At 62.8% G+C, this 14,416-nt stretch carries 11 protein-coding genes; 3 read left to right on the top strand and 8 right to left on the bottom strand.

Annotated elements, in window-relative coordinates:
- Positions 1–9: 9 nt before the first annotated feature.
- The 4 genes from D8W71_RS20550 to D8W71_RS20535 form a co-directional block, all read right to left on the bottom strand.
- Positions 10–1,644, bottom strand: coding sequence for a phytoene desaturase family protein (locus D8W71_RS20550; RefSeq protein ID WP_121116084.1), 1,635 nt, complete (start codon positions 1,642–1,644; stop codon positions 10–12).
- Positions 1,641–3,167: a flavin-containing monooxygenase gene (locus D8W71_RS20545; protein WP_121116082.1), complete on the bottom strand. Its 1,527-nt coding sequence runs from the start codon at positions 3,165–3,167 to the stop codon at positions 1,641–1,643. Before D8W71_RS20545 ends, D8W71_RS20550 begins: the two co-directional genes overlap by 4 nt.
- Positions 3,164–3,979 (bottom strand): SDR family oxidoreductase, encoded by an 816-nt coding sequence (locus tag D8W71_RS20540; protein WP_121116080.1) that lies wholly within the window; start codon positions 3,977–3,979, stop codon positions 3,164–3,166. Before D8W71_RS20540 ends, D8W71_RS20545 begins: the two co-directional genes overlap by 4 nt.
- Before the next feature lie 206 nt (positions 3,980–4,185).
- Positions 4,186–5,499, bottom strand: coding sequence for a DUF2254 domain-containing protein (locus D8W71_RS20535; protein ID WP_236077528.1), 1,314 nt, complete (start codon positions 5,497–5,499; stop codon positions 4,186–4,188).
- 409 nt (positions 5,500–5,908) lie between these two features.
- Here D8W71_RS20535 and D8W71_RS20525 point away from each other — a divergent pair, with 409 nt between their 5' ends.
- Positions 5,909–6,286 carry a hypothetical protein gene (locus D8W71_RS20525; protein ID WP_236077527.1) on the top strand — a complete coding sequence of 126 codons (378 nt, stop codon included), beginning with the start codon at positions 5,909–5,911 and terminating at the stop codon, positions 6,284–6,286.
- Between the two features lie 129 nt (positions 6,287–6,415).
- Here the strand turns inward: D8W71_RS20525 and D8W71_RS20520 are convergent, their stop codons facing one another.
- The gene (locus tag D8W71_RS20520) at positions 6,416–7,141 is read right to left on the bottom strand and encodes an SDR family oxidoreductase (protein ID WP_121116076.1); all 726 of its coding nucleotides are present in this window, start codon (positions 7,139–7,141) and stop codon (positions 6,416–6,418) included.
- Positions 7,142–7,270: 129 nt separating this feature from the next.
- Between D8W71_RS20520 and D8W71_RS20515 the strand changes: the two genes are divergently transcribed.
- On the top strand, positions 7,271–7,684 hold the full coding sequence (locus D8W71_RS20515; RefSeq protein ID WP_121116074.1) for a MerR family transcriptional regulator: 414 nt from the start codon (positions 7,271–7,273) through the stop codon (positions 7,682–7,684).
- A gap of 116 nt (positions 7,685–7,800) precedes the next feature.
- Here D8W71_RS20515 and D8W71_RS20510 read toward each other — a convergent pair whose 3' ends face one another.
- Together D8W71_RS20510 and D8W71_RS20505 are read right to left on the bottom strand one after the other, a co-directional pair.
- Positions 7,801–8,937, bottom strand: a complete 1,137-nt coding sequence (locus D8W71_RS20510; protein WP_121116072.1) for an acyl-CoA dehydrogenase family protein — start codon at positions 8,935–8,937, stop codon at positions 7,801–7,803.
- 19 nt (positions 8,938–8,956) lie between these two features.
- On the bottom strand, positions 8,957–10,717 hold the full coding sequence (locus tag D8W71_RS20505) for an AMP-dependent synthetase/ligase (protein WP_121119666.1): 1,761 nt from the start codon (positions 10,715–10,717) through the stop codon (positions 8,957–8,959).
- A gap of 174 nt (positions 10,718–10,891) precedes the next feature.
- Here D8W71_RS20505 and D8W71_RS20500 point away from each other — a divergent pair, with 174 nt between their 5' ends.
- Positions 10,892–12,076 (top strand): lipase family protein, encoded by a 1,185-nt coding sequence (locus tag D8W71_RS20500; protein WP_161965475.1) that lies wholly within the window; start codon positions 10,892–10,894, stop codon positions 12,074–12,076.
- Here the strand turns inward: D8W71_RS20500 and D8W71_RS20495 are convergent.
- Positions 12,056–14,416, bottom strand: a complete 2,361-nt coding sequence (locus D8W71_RS20495; RefSeq protein ID WP_121116068.1) for an FdhF/YdeP family oxidoreductase — start codon at positions 14,414–14,416, stop codon at positions 12,056–12,058. The genes D8W71_RS20500 and D8W71_RS20495 overlap by 21 nt on opposite strands.

Raw genomic sequence — 14,416 nt, 5'->3', positions numbered from 1 at the left:
TTCTGTCCGTCATTGTTTCAATGTAAATTTCTCGATCGCGCCCCGAATGCGATTCACACCGCGGGTGCGACGAGATGACGCGAGCAGTTGCTGAGCAACGAGGTGGCCCGAACCACCGCCGAGTCCTGGGCCGGGGTGCGTGAAAGCACCGATGTGAAACAGTCCGTCGATGCCGGTGCGGTGGCCCGTGCCGGTACCGGGGCGCCAGAGCAGAGATTGATCGATTTCGGCCGCCCCGCCGTAGGGATCGCCGGCGACGGCGTTGGCGTTCGCTGCCGCCAGTGCGGTCGGCGGGATGGAATACGAGTCCAACACGGTCGCACGTAGGCCAGGTGCGAAGCGCTCGATCGAGTCCAACACGCGATCGACGTACGCTGCCGTCGTGTCGGTACTCCACGTACCGTCCGTCGTAATCGAACCCGCCGCATCGCCTTTCGGCGCGAACGGCAGCTCCTGAAGCTGTACCCATAAAGTGGCCTTGCCCGCCGGCGCGCGGCTGGGATCGAGTACGCACTGCTGACCGACGACGATCGTGGGATCGGCGGGGAGCAGACCTGATTCGGCTTGCGCACAGGCAATTCCGGTGCTGGACGCGCCGCTTCCGATGTGTACCAGCGGCACCTCGTCCAGTCGCGAATCGGACCACCGAACGGGACGGTCCAGTGCGAAATGCAGCTGCATCGCAGCACGACCCGGGCGATGCCGGTCGGCTGCACGCCTGCCCGCAGCAGGAACGACCGCAGGATCGAGCAGGTCGTCGTAGAGCCTGGGCGTTGCTGTCGACGACAGTACGGCCCGTGTCGCGGCCAGCCTCTCGTCGGCCAGATGCACTGCAACAGCGCGACCGGACCGAATCTCGATGTGCGCCGCGGATTCACCGAGAATCACCGTCACCCCACGTTCGCTGAGCAGGCGTGCGAACGCGGTCACGAAATTGTCCGCACCGCCGGTCACCACCGGGAGACCGGCCGCGTGCATGGTGAATGCCATGATCGGCAGCATCAGCCCACCGGTCGCGTGGTCGGGCGACAGACCGGCATGCAGAAGCCACGGAGACCAGAGGTGATCGGCCTCGAAACCACGAAAACGCTCACGGATCAGCGCACGCCCGCTCTGCGCCGAGACGCGCATCATATCGCTGCTGCCGTCCTTGCCGAGGGCACGCATCATCGATGCGCCGAGGCGAGCGAGATCGAACGGTCGTAGTTCCGAGCCCAGGGCACCGAACACATGTGGGGCCCAGGACTCCAGGTCGGCCAGCATCGCTGCGTACGCCACTCGATCGTGCTCGTGCTCGAAGTTTTGGGCGGTTTTCGTCGGATCGCGATGTGCCACTGCAACACCGTGATCGGATACCGTGGCCGTGACAGCTCCGTCGGTGTTGGAGTACGCGAGACCATGACGGTGCAGGTCGTCACCGAGCGTCGCGTACGCGCCGCCGGTGACGAACAGGGGGTGCCAGGAACTGAAGGTGTCGTGTACGAAGCCCGGACGCGTCAACGAGTCCGAGGCGATGAACCCGCCCAATTTCTCGCGCTCGTCGACGAGCGCCACCGACCATCCCGCGTCGGCAAGCTCTGCGGCCGCGACCATTCCGTTGATACCGGCACCGACCACAACGGCGTCGAACATGCGGGAGATCACCCGTGTATCCGCTTCTTCAGTGTCTGCACCATTTCACGGTAGTCGCTCGGGTTCACCGGAAGAAGCCATTGCTTCGCCCTCGTCAGCATCGACACGTTGATTCCGATGTCTGTGAGCGTTTCGTCGATGTTGTGCACCGAGAACGGAATGATGTTGGTGCCGCGTGCGTGATTGCCGTTGGTGCGTTCGCGCATCCATGCCAAGCGTTTCGCAACGGACGCTCGCATGTCGTCATCCGGGGGAAGTGTGTGGTTGCCGCCAAGCAGTGAACCGATCCACAGCGCGGATGTCTCGGCCGACAGCGGCGAGAAGAACGAGGAGTTGTAACCGGCAAAGCTCAGGTCCGACACCCCGACAGGATGGATTTGCTGGTACAGAACGTAGTCACCGTTGTCGTCCGTGAACCGGCTCAGCACATCCGGAGACAGGAACGGGATGTGCTGCTTCCAGCCGGTTGCTGCGAGTACGACATCCGCCCGGATCACTGTGCCGTCCGACAATTCGGCTTGCGGATGTCCGTCCTTTTCGAGCAGTCGCACGATGTTCGTTTCGCGGCGCACAGCGATCGACCCGTCCGCGATCCCCTCGAAGAATCCTTCCGAGACGAGTGAGACCGTCGATCGTGCGATGTCGGCGAACGTACCTTGCGGGATCAGGCCGAGTTTCTTCAGCCCGAGCTGTTTGGTGGTTACGCTTCCCACGCTGGACATCATCGAGTCGGCAATCGTGGAATCTGCTGCATGGAGCAGCTTTTCGACACCTTTGACGGAGTTGTATCGAAACAGTCCTTCGCCGAGTCGAGTCAACATGATGAACTTGTAGTTGACGACGTTGCGAATCTTCCGAGGCAACTTCCACAGCAGCTCGCGTGCGACGACGGTGGTCGAGGCCGCAACTTTCGACACCTCGACGGTGATGTCGCAGGCCGACTTGCCGTATCCGACGATGATCGCGTGCTTGTCGGCCACCTGGTCCAGGCTGTGAAGGTCCCCAGCGGGGAAGATCTGGCCCCCGGCCGCAAGGAAGACGTCTGCACCGTCGAACGCCGGAACGAAGGGCTCGGAGAAGATGCCGCTGGCGAGGATCAGATGATCGACGTGCTCGGTGTTGGTGATCGGCTTGTCTCCGTGCACCGCTGCATCCGTACGTTTCGTGGTGACGTCCCAGCCGCCGGTAGGGGTCGGGGAGGCGTCGATCACCTCGGTGTCGCAGTGCACGCGATCCATGAGATCGAATGCGCGGGCATAGTTTTCGAGGTATGACTGGACCTGTTCGCCGGAGGGCCATTCGGGATAGTGCTTCGGCATCGGCATCTCGGACAACGCGTAGGTGCCCTTGTTGTTCTGCGTCTTCAGTCCCGGGTAACGACGCGTTGCGCTCCACACGCCGCCGACGTCGGGGGCCTTCTCGTATACGACGACGTCGTGCCCCAATTCGCTCAGTACCCGCGCCGAGGACAATCCGGCGAACCCGGCACCGACGATTGCAATGGTCTTGCTGGCATGGATGCTGTGAACACTCATGAGGGATCCTGTTCGGCGAGAAGGGGAATGGCTGGAGTGGCTTGCTCGGGACCCATGGCGGAGTACCCGCCGTCCGCGGCCCAATCGGCTCCGGTGACGACCGAGGCCGCATCGGAGGCGAGGAAGGCGACGACGTTGCCGACTTCGCTGGGGTCACCGACACGTCCGGTGAGGTGGAACGGAGCGGCAACCCGATCGGTCTTGACGCGATCGCCGCCGGACAGGTTGTCCATGATTGCGGACCACGTCCAGCCAGGACTGACCGAGTTCACTCGAATTCCGTCGGGGGCGAGGTCCATGGCCATGGAGCGGGTGAGCTGAGCGATCGCGGCTTTGCCTGCTGGATACACCCAGCGCCCGGTTTGCGCGACCGAGCTGGAGATGGACGTGAAGTTGACGACAGCGGCGTGTCGGCTAGCCTTCAGATGGGGATGAGCGGCCTGTACCAGGGCGACCATGCTCACGACGTTGACGTTGAGAGCCGTGAGCCAATCGGCACGCGTGGTCGCGAACCCGTCGTCGATGTAGACGGCCGCCAGATTGACCACGATGTCGAGGCCGCCATGTTCGGCGACTGTATCGGTGACGAGAGTTGCCAATGCCGTGTCGTCCGTGACGTCGACCCGACGAAAGGTGACAGGAGCTCCCGAACTCGACGCCACTTGTTCGACGCGTCGGCCGTTCTCCTCGTCGATGTCGGCGACGACCACGGACGCGCCGTAATCGGCGAGCACCTGCACCACTCCGCGCCCGAGCAGCGTGGCTCCGCCGGTGACGATGGCTGTGCGTCCTGTCAGGTCTGCGGTTCTCACGTGGCCTCCCTTTCGACAAGAGAGTCACACTTTGCGAACCCTCGGTAGCGAGGGACGCTACGGAGGCCAGGCGCGCCCGAATATCCGAAATACGAGGTGATAGTCCAGATGGCGCAGTCAAAGCTATCGACGCTTTGACACTTCGACCGGTACGTCAGAGAGGTTCGATGTCCGGTTTCGGTCGCGACTGCTGAGAACCGAAAGTTCTATGCGCTGACGGCGATCGCTGCGCAGGCGGCATCGATTCGGGCCAGACAGGTGTCGATGTCCACCGGATCGGCTCCGCTCGTGATGTATGCGCGGCGGAGTGCTGCGAGTTGTCGAAGTAGCGCCGCGCTGACCTCCGGATGAATGGTGGCCGTACCGATACGACGTCCGAGTTCGGCTGTCGCGATCACCGCAAGTGGGTTGGCGAGGGAGTATTGGCGCATCGCGTCGAAGACCTTGTCGATCAGATCGGCCGCTGCCGGTCTGACAACTGTCATTCGGTATCGTCCGTCGGTGTCGAGTCGTCCGAGCTGCGGTGTCGGTCGCTCGCACAGCGGGACCAGGCCGACCGCGAGTTCGGCGAGGGCATTGCGTGCGGTGTAAGGATCGTTGGTGCTCGGTGATAAAGCACGCACCGCCATCTCGGTCAATTGCTGCACCGCGAAATCGATGTCCTGAGTGGGAGTTCGGGTATCGCCGAGCGTGAGCGCCGAGCGGACTGCGTTGACAAGTTCGCTATGAGATTCGTTGTCCGTCGAGCCTGTCGCCCAAGCGACTGGCTCACCTGCGATCAGGTGGTCTCCGGGCCCGACCGCGAGTTCGACGACCCCGTCGGCGGCGCACGCGGCCTTCAGGACGGCGGCCTCGTCCACGGCGACAACGAAGCCGGAGGTTGTCGCTGGTATCGAAACGCCGCCGACCAGATCGACCTTCGGGGTGTTGCTGTCGGGCACCGACAGTGGATACAGCTCGTCCACAACTGCGACCAGTTCGGTGCGGACTCGGGCGGAAAGTGTCGAGACCTGGATCGAATTCGCGATGTGATGGATGAAGTACACGAGCACAGCGACGTCGACGACCGCCAGGAGAACGGCGACGTTGACCGCGATATCGGGTACGAACGACGCGCCGTCGGTCGCTTCCGAGCGAATCGACCTCAGAACCATCAGGGCGTACAGGAACGTCGAACCGAAGATTCCCAGTACGAATTGATTGCCCCGATCGGACATGAAATTGCGAACCAGTCGTGGTCCGTAGGAAGAGCTCGCGGTGGCCAGAACCGAGATGGTGATCGAGAACGAAGTTGCAGCTACCGCCAGCATGGAACCACCGATTGCTCCGAGAATGTCTCGGCTGCCGCTGGCTCCTACCCGGTAGAGCAGTACTCCCCATGCTCCGAAGTCTCGGCCGTCGAGGTATCGGTCGAGGGTGATCAAAGCTTGTGCGGTCGTGATCGCGGCGACCCCGAGAATTGCCGGCAGAAACCAAAACGACTCACGCGCTCGCAGCGCGCGGGACGCGAATGCAGTCACCGCGTACCTTCCGTTCTTCGTTGCCGATTCGTTCACTCGAACCGGTCAGCCCATATCCTCGCATCCGATGATCGGTGGTCCGTCCGTCAACTCCGGGTGAGTCGACGCCGAGTTCGACGGCTCGGCCGTAATCGCCGTCGAACCCGGGGACGATTGGTGCGGCGATTCTTGTGATACCAGTGGAGACCCAGCGTGCGGTTTCGATCGTCACGGTTGATCTCGTCGTCGAACTGTAAGGCGCACTAACCACACTGAAACATGATGCGCAGAATAGGCTTTCGGTGTTGTGGGATGGCGTCATACGTCGGAGAAGCGAATAGTCCTGGAAGACGGTTGCGTCTGGTGAATCGTCGGCGGTCAGCCCCACGCCGGACGTAACGTCCTACTGTGCGCCAGCGAATGTATGTCTATGGGAAGCAAACTTAGTGCAGCAGTACGAGTTAGCGCAGTCATATCCGGTTTGGCCGTCGCGTCGATCGTCAGTTCCGGCGTTGCCTCCGCAGGCCCTCAGGACTGCACCGTCGCGCACGATTCTTTCAGCGCGTCGGTGACCTGCCACGACACCGGCGCTCCGCCCAGAAGGGAGTACTACCTCAGCATCGAGTGCTGGGGTCTTCACGGCATCCCCAATGCCTTCCCGTTCTACGCGGTCGGGCCCTACAGCGCGTCGACGAGCTCGTTCGGACCGACAGGTCAGGCGTCGGGTACATGCAGTTCGGGGTGGGGTGCAATCGTGCCGAATGTCGGCGTGGTCACCGGTGCCCACGTGGAGACCTACGTTCAGTGAGGCTCGATCGCGAGTGAAGCAGCGCGCCGAGCAGCCGCACAAACGTAGAGATGCTCGAATCCCGCGGATCCCCGCGGACTGCGAGGTCGCCACGTTCCGCAGGTGCTCGGCGGCCCGGCGCGAGCTGGATCAGTGTGCGCCGAGTAGTTCGGCGACCTTTGCGTAGAACGCGGCAGGATCACCGGCGAGTGACGCTTTGACCATCGCGGTCCACTCGTCGACGATCACCTCGATCGATCCGGCGGCGAGGCCGTCGAGAGACAACCGGGGGACCTGACGCGGATCGATCTTGGGTCCGTCGTAATCGGCAGCGATGTCCGTATCGGCGGCACCGAGCAGAACGCCTTGCACCACAGTGCCCTGGGCAGCAAGTTCCAGACGAACCCCGTTGGTCATGTTCCATTCGGCAGCTTTCGCGGCTGAGTATGCGGCACTGGTCGGCGTCGAAAACCACGAGAGGGCCGACAGGATGTTCACGATCGCGCCGCCGTCGTGAGCAGCCAAGACGGGCGCGAACTCGCGAATCACGCCGAGCGTCCCCCAGAAATGGGTGTCCATTTCGCGTCTGGCCTCGACCAGATCGCCGGTGACCAGTGGAGCCCCGGTCGCGATACCGGCGTTGTTCACCAGCAGGGTTACGTCCCCCGCGGACGCCGCGGCAGCTTCAATCGAATCGCTGTCGAGCAAGTCGAGCCGCAGAGGGACCACGCGTGCGTCGTCGAAGTCGAGTGTCTCGGTTCGTCGAGCCGTCGCGTACACCTTGCTGACCCCACGTTCGAGCAGCTCGAGGACGAATTGACGACCGATTCCGCGGTTCGCTCCGGTGACGAGGGGGACCTGGGTTGAGATGTCCATGAGACCTTGCTTTCGTTGTCGTTCTCTCATCGTTCGGACCTCATCCGGCCCGTGTCGACAACGGTAAGACTTGACGTTAACGTCAAGGGCAAGTCGAGTGGTCGACGTTACAGGCGAGGAGTCGTGTTGATGCGGATAGGCGAAGTCGCGTACAAGGCGGGAGTCAGCACGAGGGCGCTGCGATACTACGAAGAGCAGGGGCTGCTCGAGTCCGAGCGCACGCCCAGCGGCCAACGTGTCTACGACGCCTCGGCGGTGGAGCGTGTGAAGCTTCTTCAGTTGCTCTTCACGGCCGGTCTGCCGAGTCGAACGATTCTGCAACTGCTGCCGTCCATAGATGCGGGTTACGGGTCACCCGAGGTGTTCGAACTCATGACCACCGAACGGGCTCGCATCACGGCGGCGATCACCGAGATGACCGCCGCACGTGACGCGCTCGACCGAATGATCGACATCGCACACAATCCGACGCCGGAGCATTGCCCTGCACTGCGTGAACCTGCTTGGGCGCCATACGCTTCCAGTCCGTCATCGGTAGCCTGAACTCGTGCGAATGCTTCGTTGAGTCGAACAGATCGATAGCGACGATTAAGAGACGACACCGAGGATGATGTCGTCGGGCAAGAGGGTTCTCCGATGGTTCCGGCTAGGCAATGGGGTCAGAGGTGCCTGGCGATGAGGTCTTTCATGACTTCGTTGGCGCCCGCGTAGATTCGGGAAATTCTGCCGTCGACGAACATTCTCGCGATCGGGTACTCCTCCATGTAGCCGTATCCGCCGTGCAACTGGAGGCATCGGTCGACGATCTCGGTCTGTTGCTCCGAGCACCAAAGTTTGATCATCGCAGCGCCTTTGACGTCGAGTTCGCCGCGCACATGGCGGTCGACGGCGCTGTGGACGAACGCGCGCATCACCTCGACGACGGTGGCGATGGCGGCCAGCTCGAACCGGGTGTTCTGAAGGGAGAACAGCGGTTTGCCGAAAGCCTCCCGCTGTCGTACGTACGCCAGCGTGATCTCGTATGCGGCCTCGGCCACGCCGAGTGCCGCCACTCCGACGATCAGTCGTTCCTGCGGGAGCTGTTGCATCAGTTGCGCAAATCCTCGACCTGGATCGCCCAGCAGATTCTCGGCGGGCACCCGCAATTCGTCGAAGAACAATTCGGTGGTGTCCTGGCCCTTCTGGCCGATCTTCTTCAACTTACGGCCACGTTCGAAGCCTGGGGTATCGTCACCGACCTCGGCGACGAACAACGAGACGCCTGCGCTGCGCAATGCAGGGTCGGTGGTAGCGGCGATGATGATCAGGTCGCAGGTTGCGCCGTTGGAGATGAACGTCTTGGAACCTGAGATGACGTATTCGTCGCCGTCGCGGGTGGCGCGGGTAGTGATCGCCTGTAGGTCCGATCCCGTTCCGGGTTCGGTCATTGCTATTGCGCCGATCCACTCGCCGGCAACCAATTTCGGAAGCCAACGCCTCTTTTGTTCCTCGGTGGCGTAGGAGAGTAGGTAGTGCGGAACGATTCCCGAGTGCACACCGAGTTGCATGGACAGATCTGCCGCGCGGGCTTGTTCGTGAAAGAGGACAGCTTCGTGGGCGAAAGTGGCTCCGCCACCGCCGTACTGTTCGGGTATCGACATACCGAGCAGCCCCAGTTCACCTGCCCGGCGATAGAGTGCGCGATCTGGTTCGCCGGCCGCGGCGAACTCCTCGTAGCGAGGTGCCACTTCGGTCGTGAAAAACGTGCGTGCAAGTGCGGTCAGATCGCGCAGCTCGGTGTCGAGGTCGTCCGTCATCGATTTCGGTCCTTACTGTTCAGGTGCGGTAGAGGGCGTCGATTTGCTGTGCGTACTTCTCGGCGATCGGCACCCGTTTGAGCTTCATCGTCGGGGTGAGCTCATCTCCGCCTGGAAGCCAGAAAGTCGGCAATAGCTCCCAGGTGCGGATGTGTTCGACGCGCGACAACCGTTTGTTGGCGGCAGCGACAGCATCGGTCAGCGCGGACCTGACAGCGGGGTGCGTTGCGAGGGTGCCGGGGGAGGGGTCCGATATGCCGGCCCGTTGGGCGAAGGCTGTTGCGGCATCAGGATCGAGGGTGATCAGAGCAGCGATGTGGGGACGGTTGTTTCCGATCGCGGCCACCGACCCGATCAAGGGACTGGCCGACTTGAGTGCACCTTCGATATTGCTGGGCGACATGTTCTTTCCGCCCGAGTTGATGATGATTTCTTTCTTCCGGTCCACAATCGACAGGTAACCCTGTGCGTCGAGAATTCCGATATCGCCTGTGTGGACCCAACCCTGGTCGTCGAGTGTCTCCGCCGTACGCGTGGGATCGCGGTGATAGCCGCGCATCACGCCCCCTCCGCGTACCAGCACCTCTCCGTCGTCCGCCAGTGCGACTTCGGTACCTGGCAAGGCTTTGCCGACAGTGCCGTACCGGGGAACGGTTGCTGGGTTGACGGTCGTGACCGCGGACGTCTCGGACATCCCCCAGGCCTCCATGACCGGGACCCCCAGTGCCAACATGAATTCAACAGTCCCGATGTCGATCGGAGCGGCACCGGAGACGGCCGAGGCGAGCTTGTCCAGGCCCAGTTCGGCGCGAATCTTCGACAGAACCACGGTGTCGGCGATGGCTGCTGCAGCGGTCGCGAACATGGTGAGGTCATCACCGGCGACCGTGGCGGCGGCCTTTTTCGTACCTGCGGCGAGCGCCCATCGCGCTAGTGCGCCCTTGATTCCGGTGCCACCGGCGATCCTGGTCTCGACGGTTCCTTTGATCTTGTACCAGAGCATGGGAACGGCAACGAAAAAGGTCGGCTGGACCTGTCCGAGCACGTCGATGAGCCTCTTGGGGTTGTCGACGTCGGTGACGGTGATACCGAAGTACATCGGTGCGTACTGTCCGATCCACCGGTTTATGAGGTGAGCGTCAGGCAGGTACGAGATCACTCGGCCACCAGGAAGCCCGTCGACCACATCGGTGATCACTTCGAGCTGGTAGAGCACATTGCCGTGTGTCAGTTCGACCCCTTTTGGGTTGCCCGTGGTGCCGCTGGTGTAGATCAACGTCAGGACGTCGGCGCGGCCTACGGCCTTCCATGCCGCATCGAAGTCGAAATCAGGTGAGCCGCCGGATTCGAGACCGCTGAGGGTGAGTACGTTCTCCGCTTCTGCGTCGATGCACACCAATTGCTTCACGCCGAGACCGAGTGCCGCCTCTCGAACTCGGCCGAGAAACTGGGACTCGGTAATCACCACTGTCGGCTCGGCGTTGGTGAACAAGTATGCGATTTGCGCTGTCGTGCTGGTGTTGTAGACCGAGAATGTCACGGCCCCGAGATGCATGGCGGCAGCGTCGAGGAGATGGAACTCGGGCCGGTTCGTGAGCATCAGCCCGACAGCGTCTCCGGGACCGACACCGGCTGCAGACAAGCCCGCTGCGATAGTGCGAACGCGTGCACCGTATTCGGACCAGGTGAGCTCGACGCTACCGTCAGCGGTACGGAGCGCTATCTCGCCGCCGAGTTCGTCCACTCGCCGTTGGAAATGAGCGCACAAACTCTGTGACATCGCGACCTCCTTGGGTGACGCCGGGCCGGCATCGTCATCGACACGCTCGCCTTGTTGGCGGAGCGTCAATAAAGTATCGCCGAGTTTTTGGCGCTGTGTCAACAGTGCGGGTTTCATCCTTGGTGCGCACGTAGAATGTGGAATCGGTCAGAGCCGGGCATACTTGCTCGCGAGATGAGACTTCTTTCCGTCACCTTCGCGGTCCTTGCTAGCCTCGTTCTGTCCGCCACACCCGCCTCGGCCGCGCCCGCTGGTGCCGACTTCTACGGCACTCCCGTCGTCGACCTCGAGACGTACGCGCCTGGGTCCATTGTCCGCCGAGAACCCGTGCCGCAGCTCGACGTTCTGGGCTCGCGTACCGAGCGGATTCTGTACCGGTCGGCTGATCCCCGTGATCGTGCGGTGGCTGTGTCGGGGCTTCTGATTACCCCGAGCCGCGCATGGGACGGCCCGGGCCCGCGGCCTGTGATCGCCTACGCGCCGGGCAGTTACGGGATAGCCGACCGCTGCTCGGGCTCGTCCGAGCTGGGGCTGACAACGACGATGCCGGCGCTGCTTCCGCTGTTGGCGCAGGGATACCAGGTCGTCACGACGGACTACCAAGGGCTCGGAACCCCCGGCGAGTACGAGTTCCTAGGCCGGGTCGCCGGGGCCCGAGCTGTACTGGACGCCGCGCGAGCGGCTGCACGCGAGACCGACGCGCCCGTGGTGGTGTACGGATACTCGGCGGGCGGCGTCGCGTCGGCCGCCGCCGCCGAGCTCGCCTCCACCTATGCGCCTGACGTGACCGTGATCGGCGCATACGTCGGTGCTGCACCGACCGATCCCGTGCTGCGCGTCGAAGGCCAGGACGGAACCGCGTGGGCAGCGACAATGCTGTACACGATCAACGGCCTTCTCGGCGCGCACCCAGAGCGGGCAGGCGAAATCCGCGATCTCTTCAATCATCGCGGACGTGCGGCCCTCGATGCGGCACTGGACTTCTGCACCACCGATGCGCTCGCATACGGATCACTGCAGTCCACGGAGCTGACCGCGGACGGCTCGTCCCTGGCTGCACTCATGACGGGGCCCGTGCTGGGTCCGCTCACGGCGGCGAACACCATCGGGTTGACCGCGCCCACCCTGCCCGTGATGATCGTGCAGGGCGTCAACGATCGCTCCGTCGGAATCGAGCAGAGCCGCCTCCTGGCGGACCGATGGCGCGCGAGCGGCGCCGCGGATATCACCGTCCGGGAGTTCGACTTCGGAACCGAACTCGTTCCCGCATTCGACCACCCCGCCGCGAACGCCGCTGCTTACCCCGAGGTGATCGGGTGGATCGACCGACTTGTTGCGTCAGACCATGCTCGCCGATGAGGCAGGAACGATCTTGACCGTCAGGTGTTTCATCAGAGGTTGACCGCTCTGTTCGCTGTAGTCGCCGATGGGGCACAAGACGTTCAATTCCGGCATGTAGCCTGCTGCGTTTCCGGCTGGAATGTCGTATGCCACTGCGGTGTAGCCGTACACCGTTCGAGTGCTCCCGTCCTTGGCGTAGCTGGTGATGTCGACGGCCCCGAATTCACGCAGTCCGAGTCGGTCGATGTCTGCGCGGTTCATGAACACCAGGGTGCGCAGATTCTTCACGCCGCGGTAACGGTCGTTGTCGGAGTAGATGGTGGTGTTCCATTGATCGTGCGAGCGCATGGTCCCGAGCATCATGTACCCGGTCGGCGGGAGTACGTCACCGAGGGCCGCCGAGGAGAATTCTGCTCTGCACGAGGGAGTGTCGAAGTTGCGGAGCCTCGCCGCCTGGGCAATGCGGAATCCGTTGCGTTCGCGCACACGAAGGTTGAAGTCGGCAAAGCCAGGAATCACCCGAGCCATGGTGTCTCGGATGCGGTCGTAGTCGTCGACGTAGGCCTGCCAGTCGGTAGTGCTGGCGGGCAGAGTGCCGTGCGCGAGGCCCGCGATGATGGCGGGCTCGGAGAGTACCTGCGGCGACGGGGGTTTGCGTGATCCGCGGGAGAGATGAACGCGGCTCATGGCGTCCTCGACGCTGATGCTTTGTGGGCCACTTCGTTGTTCGTCGCGCTCGGTCCGTCCGATGCACGGAAGAATGAGTGCATTCTTACCGTGCACGAGGTGGCTGCGGTTGAGTTTAGTACTCACCTGGACGGTGAGTTCGCATCGTCGGAGTGCGTCGAAGGTGTACTCCGGGTCGGGTGTTGCCATGGCGAAGTTGCCGCCCATTCCGACGAACACTTTCACGGTGCCCTGGTGCATTGCCTCGATGGTGCCGACGGTGTCGAGGCCGTGGGCGCGGGGCGGCTCGATATCGCAGGCCGCGGCGAGGGCGTCGAGAAACGCAGTGGTCGGCCGATGGTCGATTCCGCATGACCGGTTGCCCTGAACGTTGCTGTGGCCACGAACCGGTGACGGTCCGGTTCCTGGTCGTCCGATATTCGCCTTCAGCAGAAGAACATTGACGATCTCGCGGACGGTGTCGACGGCGTGTTCTTGTTGGGTCAATCCCAGGCACCAGCTGATGATGGTGCGGGACGACTGCCTGTACAGGTCGGCGAAGTGCCGGATGTCGGCTTCGGCGACACCGGACTGATGGACGATGTCCGACCATTTCTCTGCCAGGCACAGCGAGCGGTAGTCCTCGAAACCTTCGGTGAAGCCGGATACGAAGGACATGTCGATCACGGTGGGATCGGTCTCGTACAGTTCGAACAAGGTTTTCGCGACGCCGCGTAGGAGCGCGAGGTCACCGCCGATTCGCGGCTGAATGTCGAGTGTGCCTGTCCGAGTGGGGTGAAAGGTCGCCATTGCCGCGAATTCGTGGGGGACGATCGTTCGCCGCGACGCCGCTTCTTTAAGCGGATTGACGTGGACGATCTGGGCGCCGCGGCGGTAGGCGTCACCGAGCGCGGTGAGCATGCGCGGGGCATTCGAGGCGGCGTTGACGCCCATGACGACGATGAGTTCGGCCGCGTCCCAATCGTCGATGTCGGCTGTGCCCTTGCCGGTTCCGATTGCGGCCTGCAGCGCGCGGCCGCTCGCTTCGTGGCACATGTTGGAGCAGTCGGGGAGGTTGTTGGTGCCGAATTCTCGTGCCCACAGTTGGTAGAGGAATGTCGCTTCGTTACTGAGTCGCCCCGAGGTGTAGAACGAAGCAGCGTTCGGATCGGGCAACGCGCGCAGTGCGTTCCCTACGAGCGCGAATGCGTCCGGCCAAGAGATGGGAACGTACTTGTCCTGTGCGCTGTCGTAGGCCATCGGCTCGGTCAGACGACCCTGCTTCTCGAGTGCGTAGTCGCTCCACCCGGACAGTTCGGTCACGGTGTGGCGCGAAAAGAACTCACGATCGACGCGGTCCTTGGTCATCTCCCAGGTGGTGTGCTTGATTCCGTTCTCACACAGATCCAGATGAAGTCCATTGCGGTCATCGGGCCAAGCACAGCCCGGGCAGTCGAAACCACCGTTCTCGTGGTTCATTTTCAGCATCGCTGTGGTCCCGGCCAGCACTTCGCCGCTGGAGAAGAGGACCTTGCCGACGCTCTTGGCGGCGCCCCAACCGGCGGACGGGTGATGGTCGTCCTTTTGTTTCGGGGTCCCGCCGTGGCCCGGGCCGCACCCTTGCGGTGCCACACCGGGTGCCCCTCTTCCGCGGATTTCGTCGGCTGAGGGAGAAGATTTCGGAACAACCAT

It is taken from the genome of Rhodococcus sp. P1Y, from assembly GCF_003641205.1.
Classification (GTDB): domain Bacteria; phylum Actinomycetota; class Actinomycetes; order Mycobacteriales; family Mycobacteriaceae; genus Rhodococcoides.
The sequence above is the reverse complement of the archived record's forward strand: the minus strand, read 5'-3'. Positions and strand labels throughout refer to the sequence as shown.

Coding starts and splice junctions, on each gene's coding strand:
- D8W71_RS20545 (WP_121116082.1), bottom strand. CDS start 3,167: ATGAGTGTTCACAGCATCCATGCCAGCAAGACCATTGCAATCGTCGGT.
- D8W71_RS20525 (WP_236077527.1), top strand. CDS start 5,909: ATGGGAAGCAAACTTAGTGCAGCAGTACGAGTTAGCGCAGTCATATCC.
- D8W71_RS20520 (WP_121116076.1), bottom strand. CDS start 7,141: ATGGACATCTCAACCCAGGTCCCCCTCGTCACCGGAGCGAACCGCGGA.
- D8W71_RS20515 (WP_121116074.1), top strand. CDS start 7,271: ATGCGGATAGGCGAAGTCGCGTACAAGGCGGGAGTCAGCACGAGGGCG.
- D8W71_RS20510 (WP_121116072.1), bottom strand. CDS start 8,937: ATGACGGACGACCTCGACACCGAGCTGCGCGATCTGACCGCACTTGCA.
- D8W71_RS20505 (WP_121119666.1), bottom strand. CDS start 10,717: ATGTCACAGAGTTTGTGCGCTCATTTCCAACGGCGAGTGGACGAACTC.
- D8W71_RS20500 (WP_161965475.1), top strand. CDS start 10,892: ATGAGACTTCTTTCCGTCACCTTCGCGGTCCTTGCTAGCCTCGTTCTG.
- D8W71_RS20495 (WP_121116068.1), bottom strand. CDS start 14,416: ATGGTTGTTCCGAAATCTTCTCCCTCAGCCGACGAAATCCGCGGAAGA.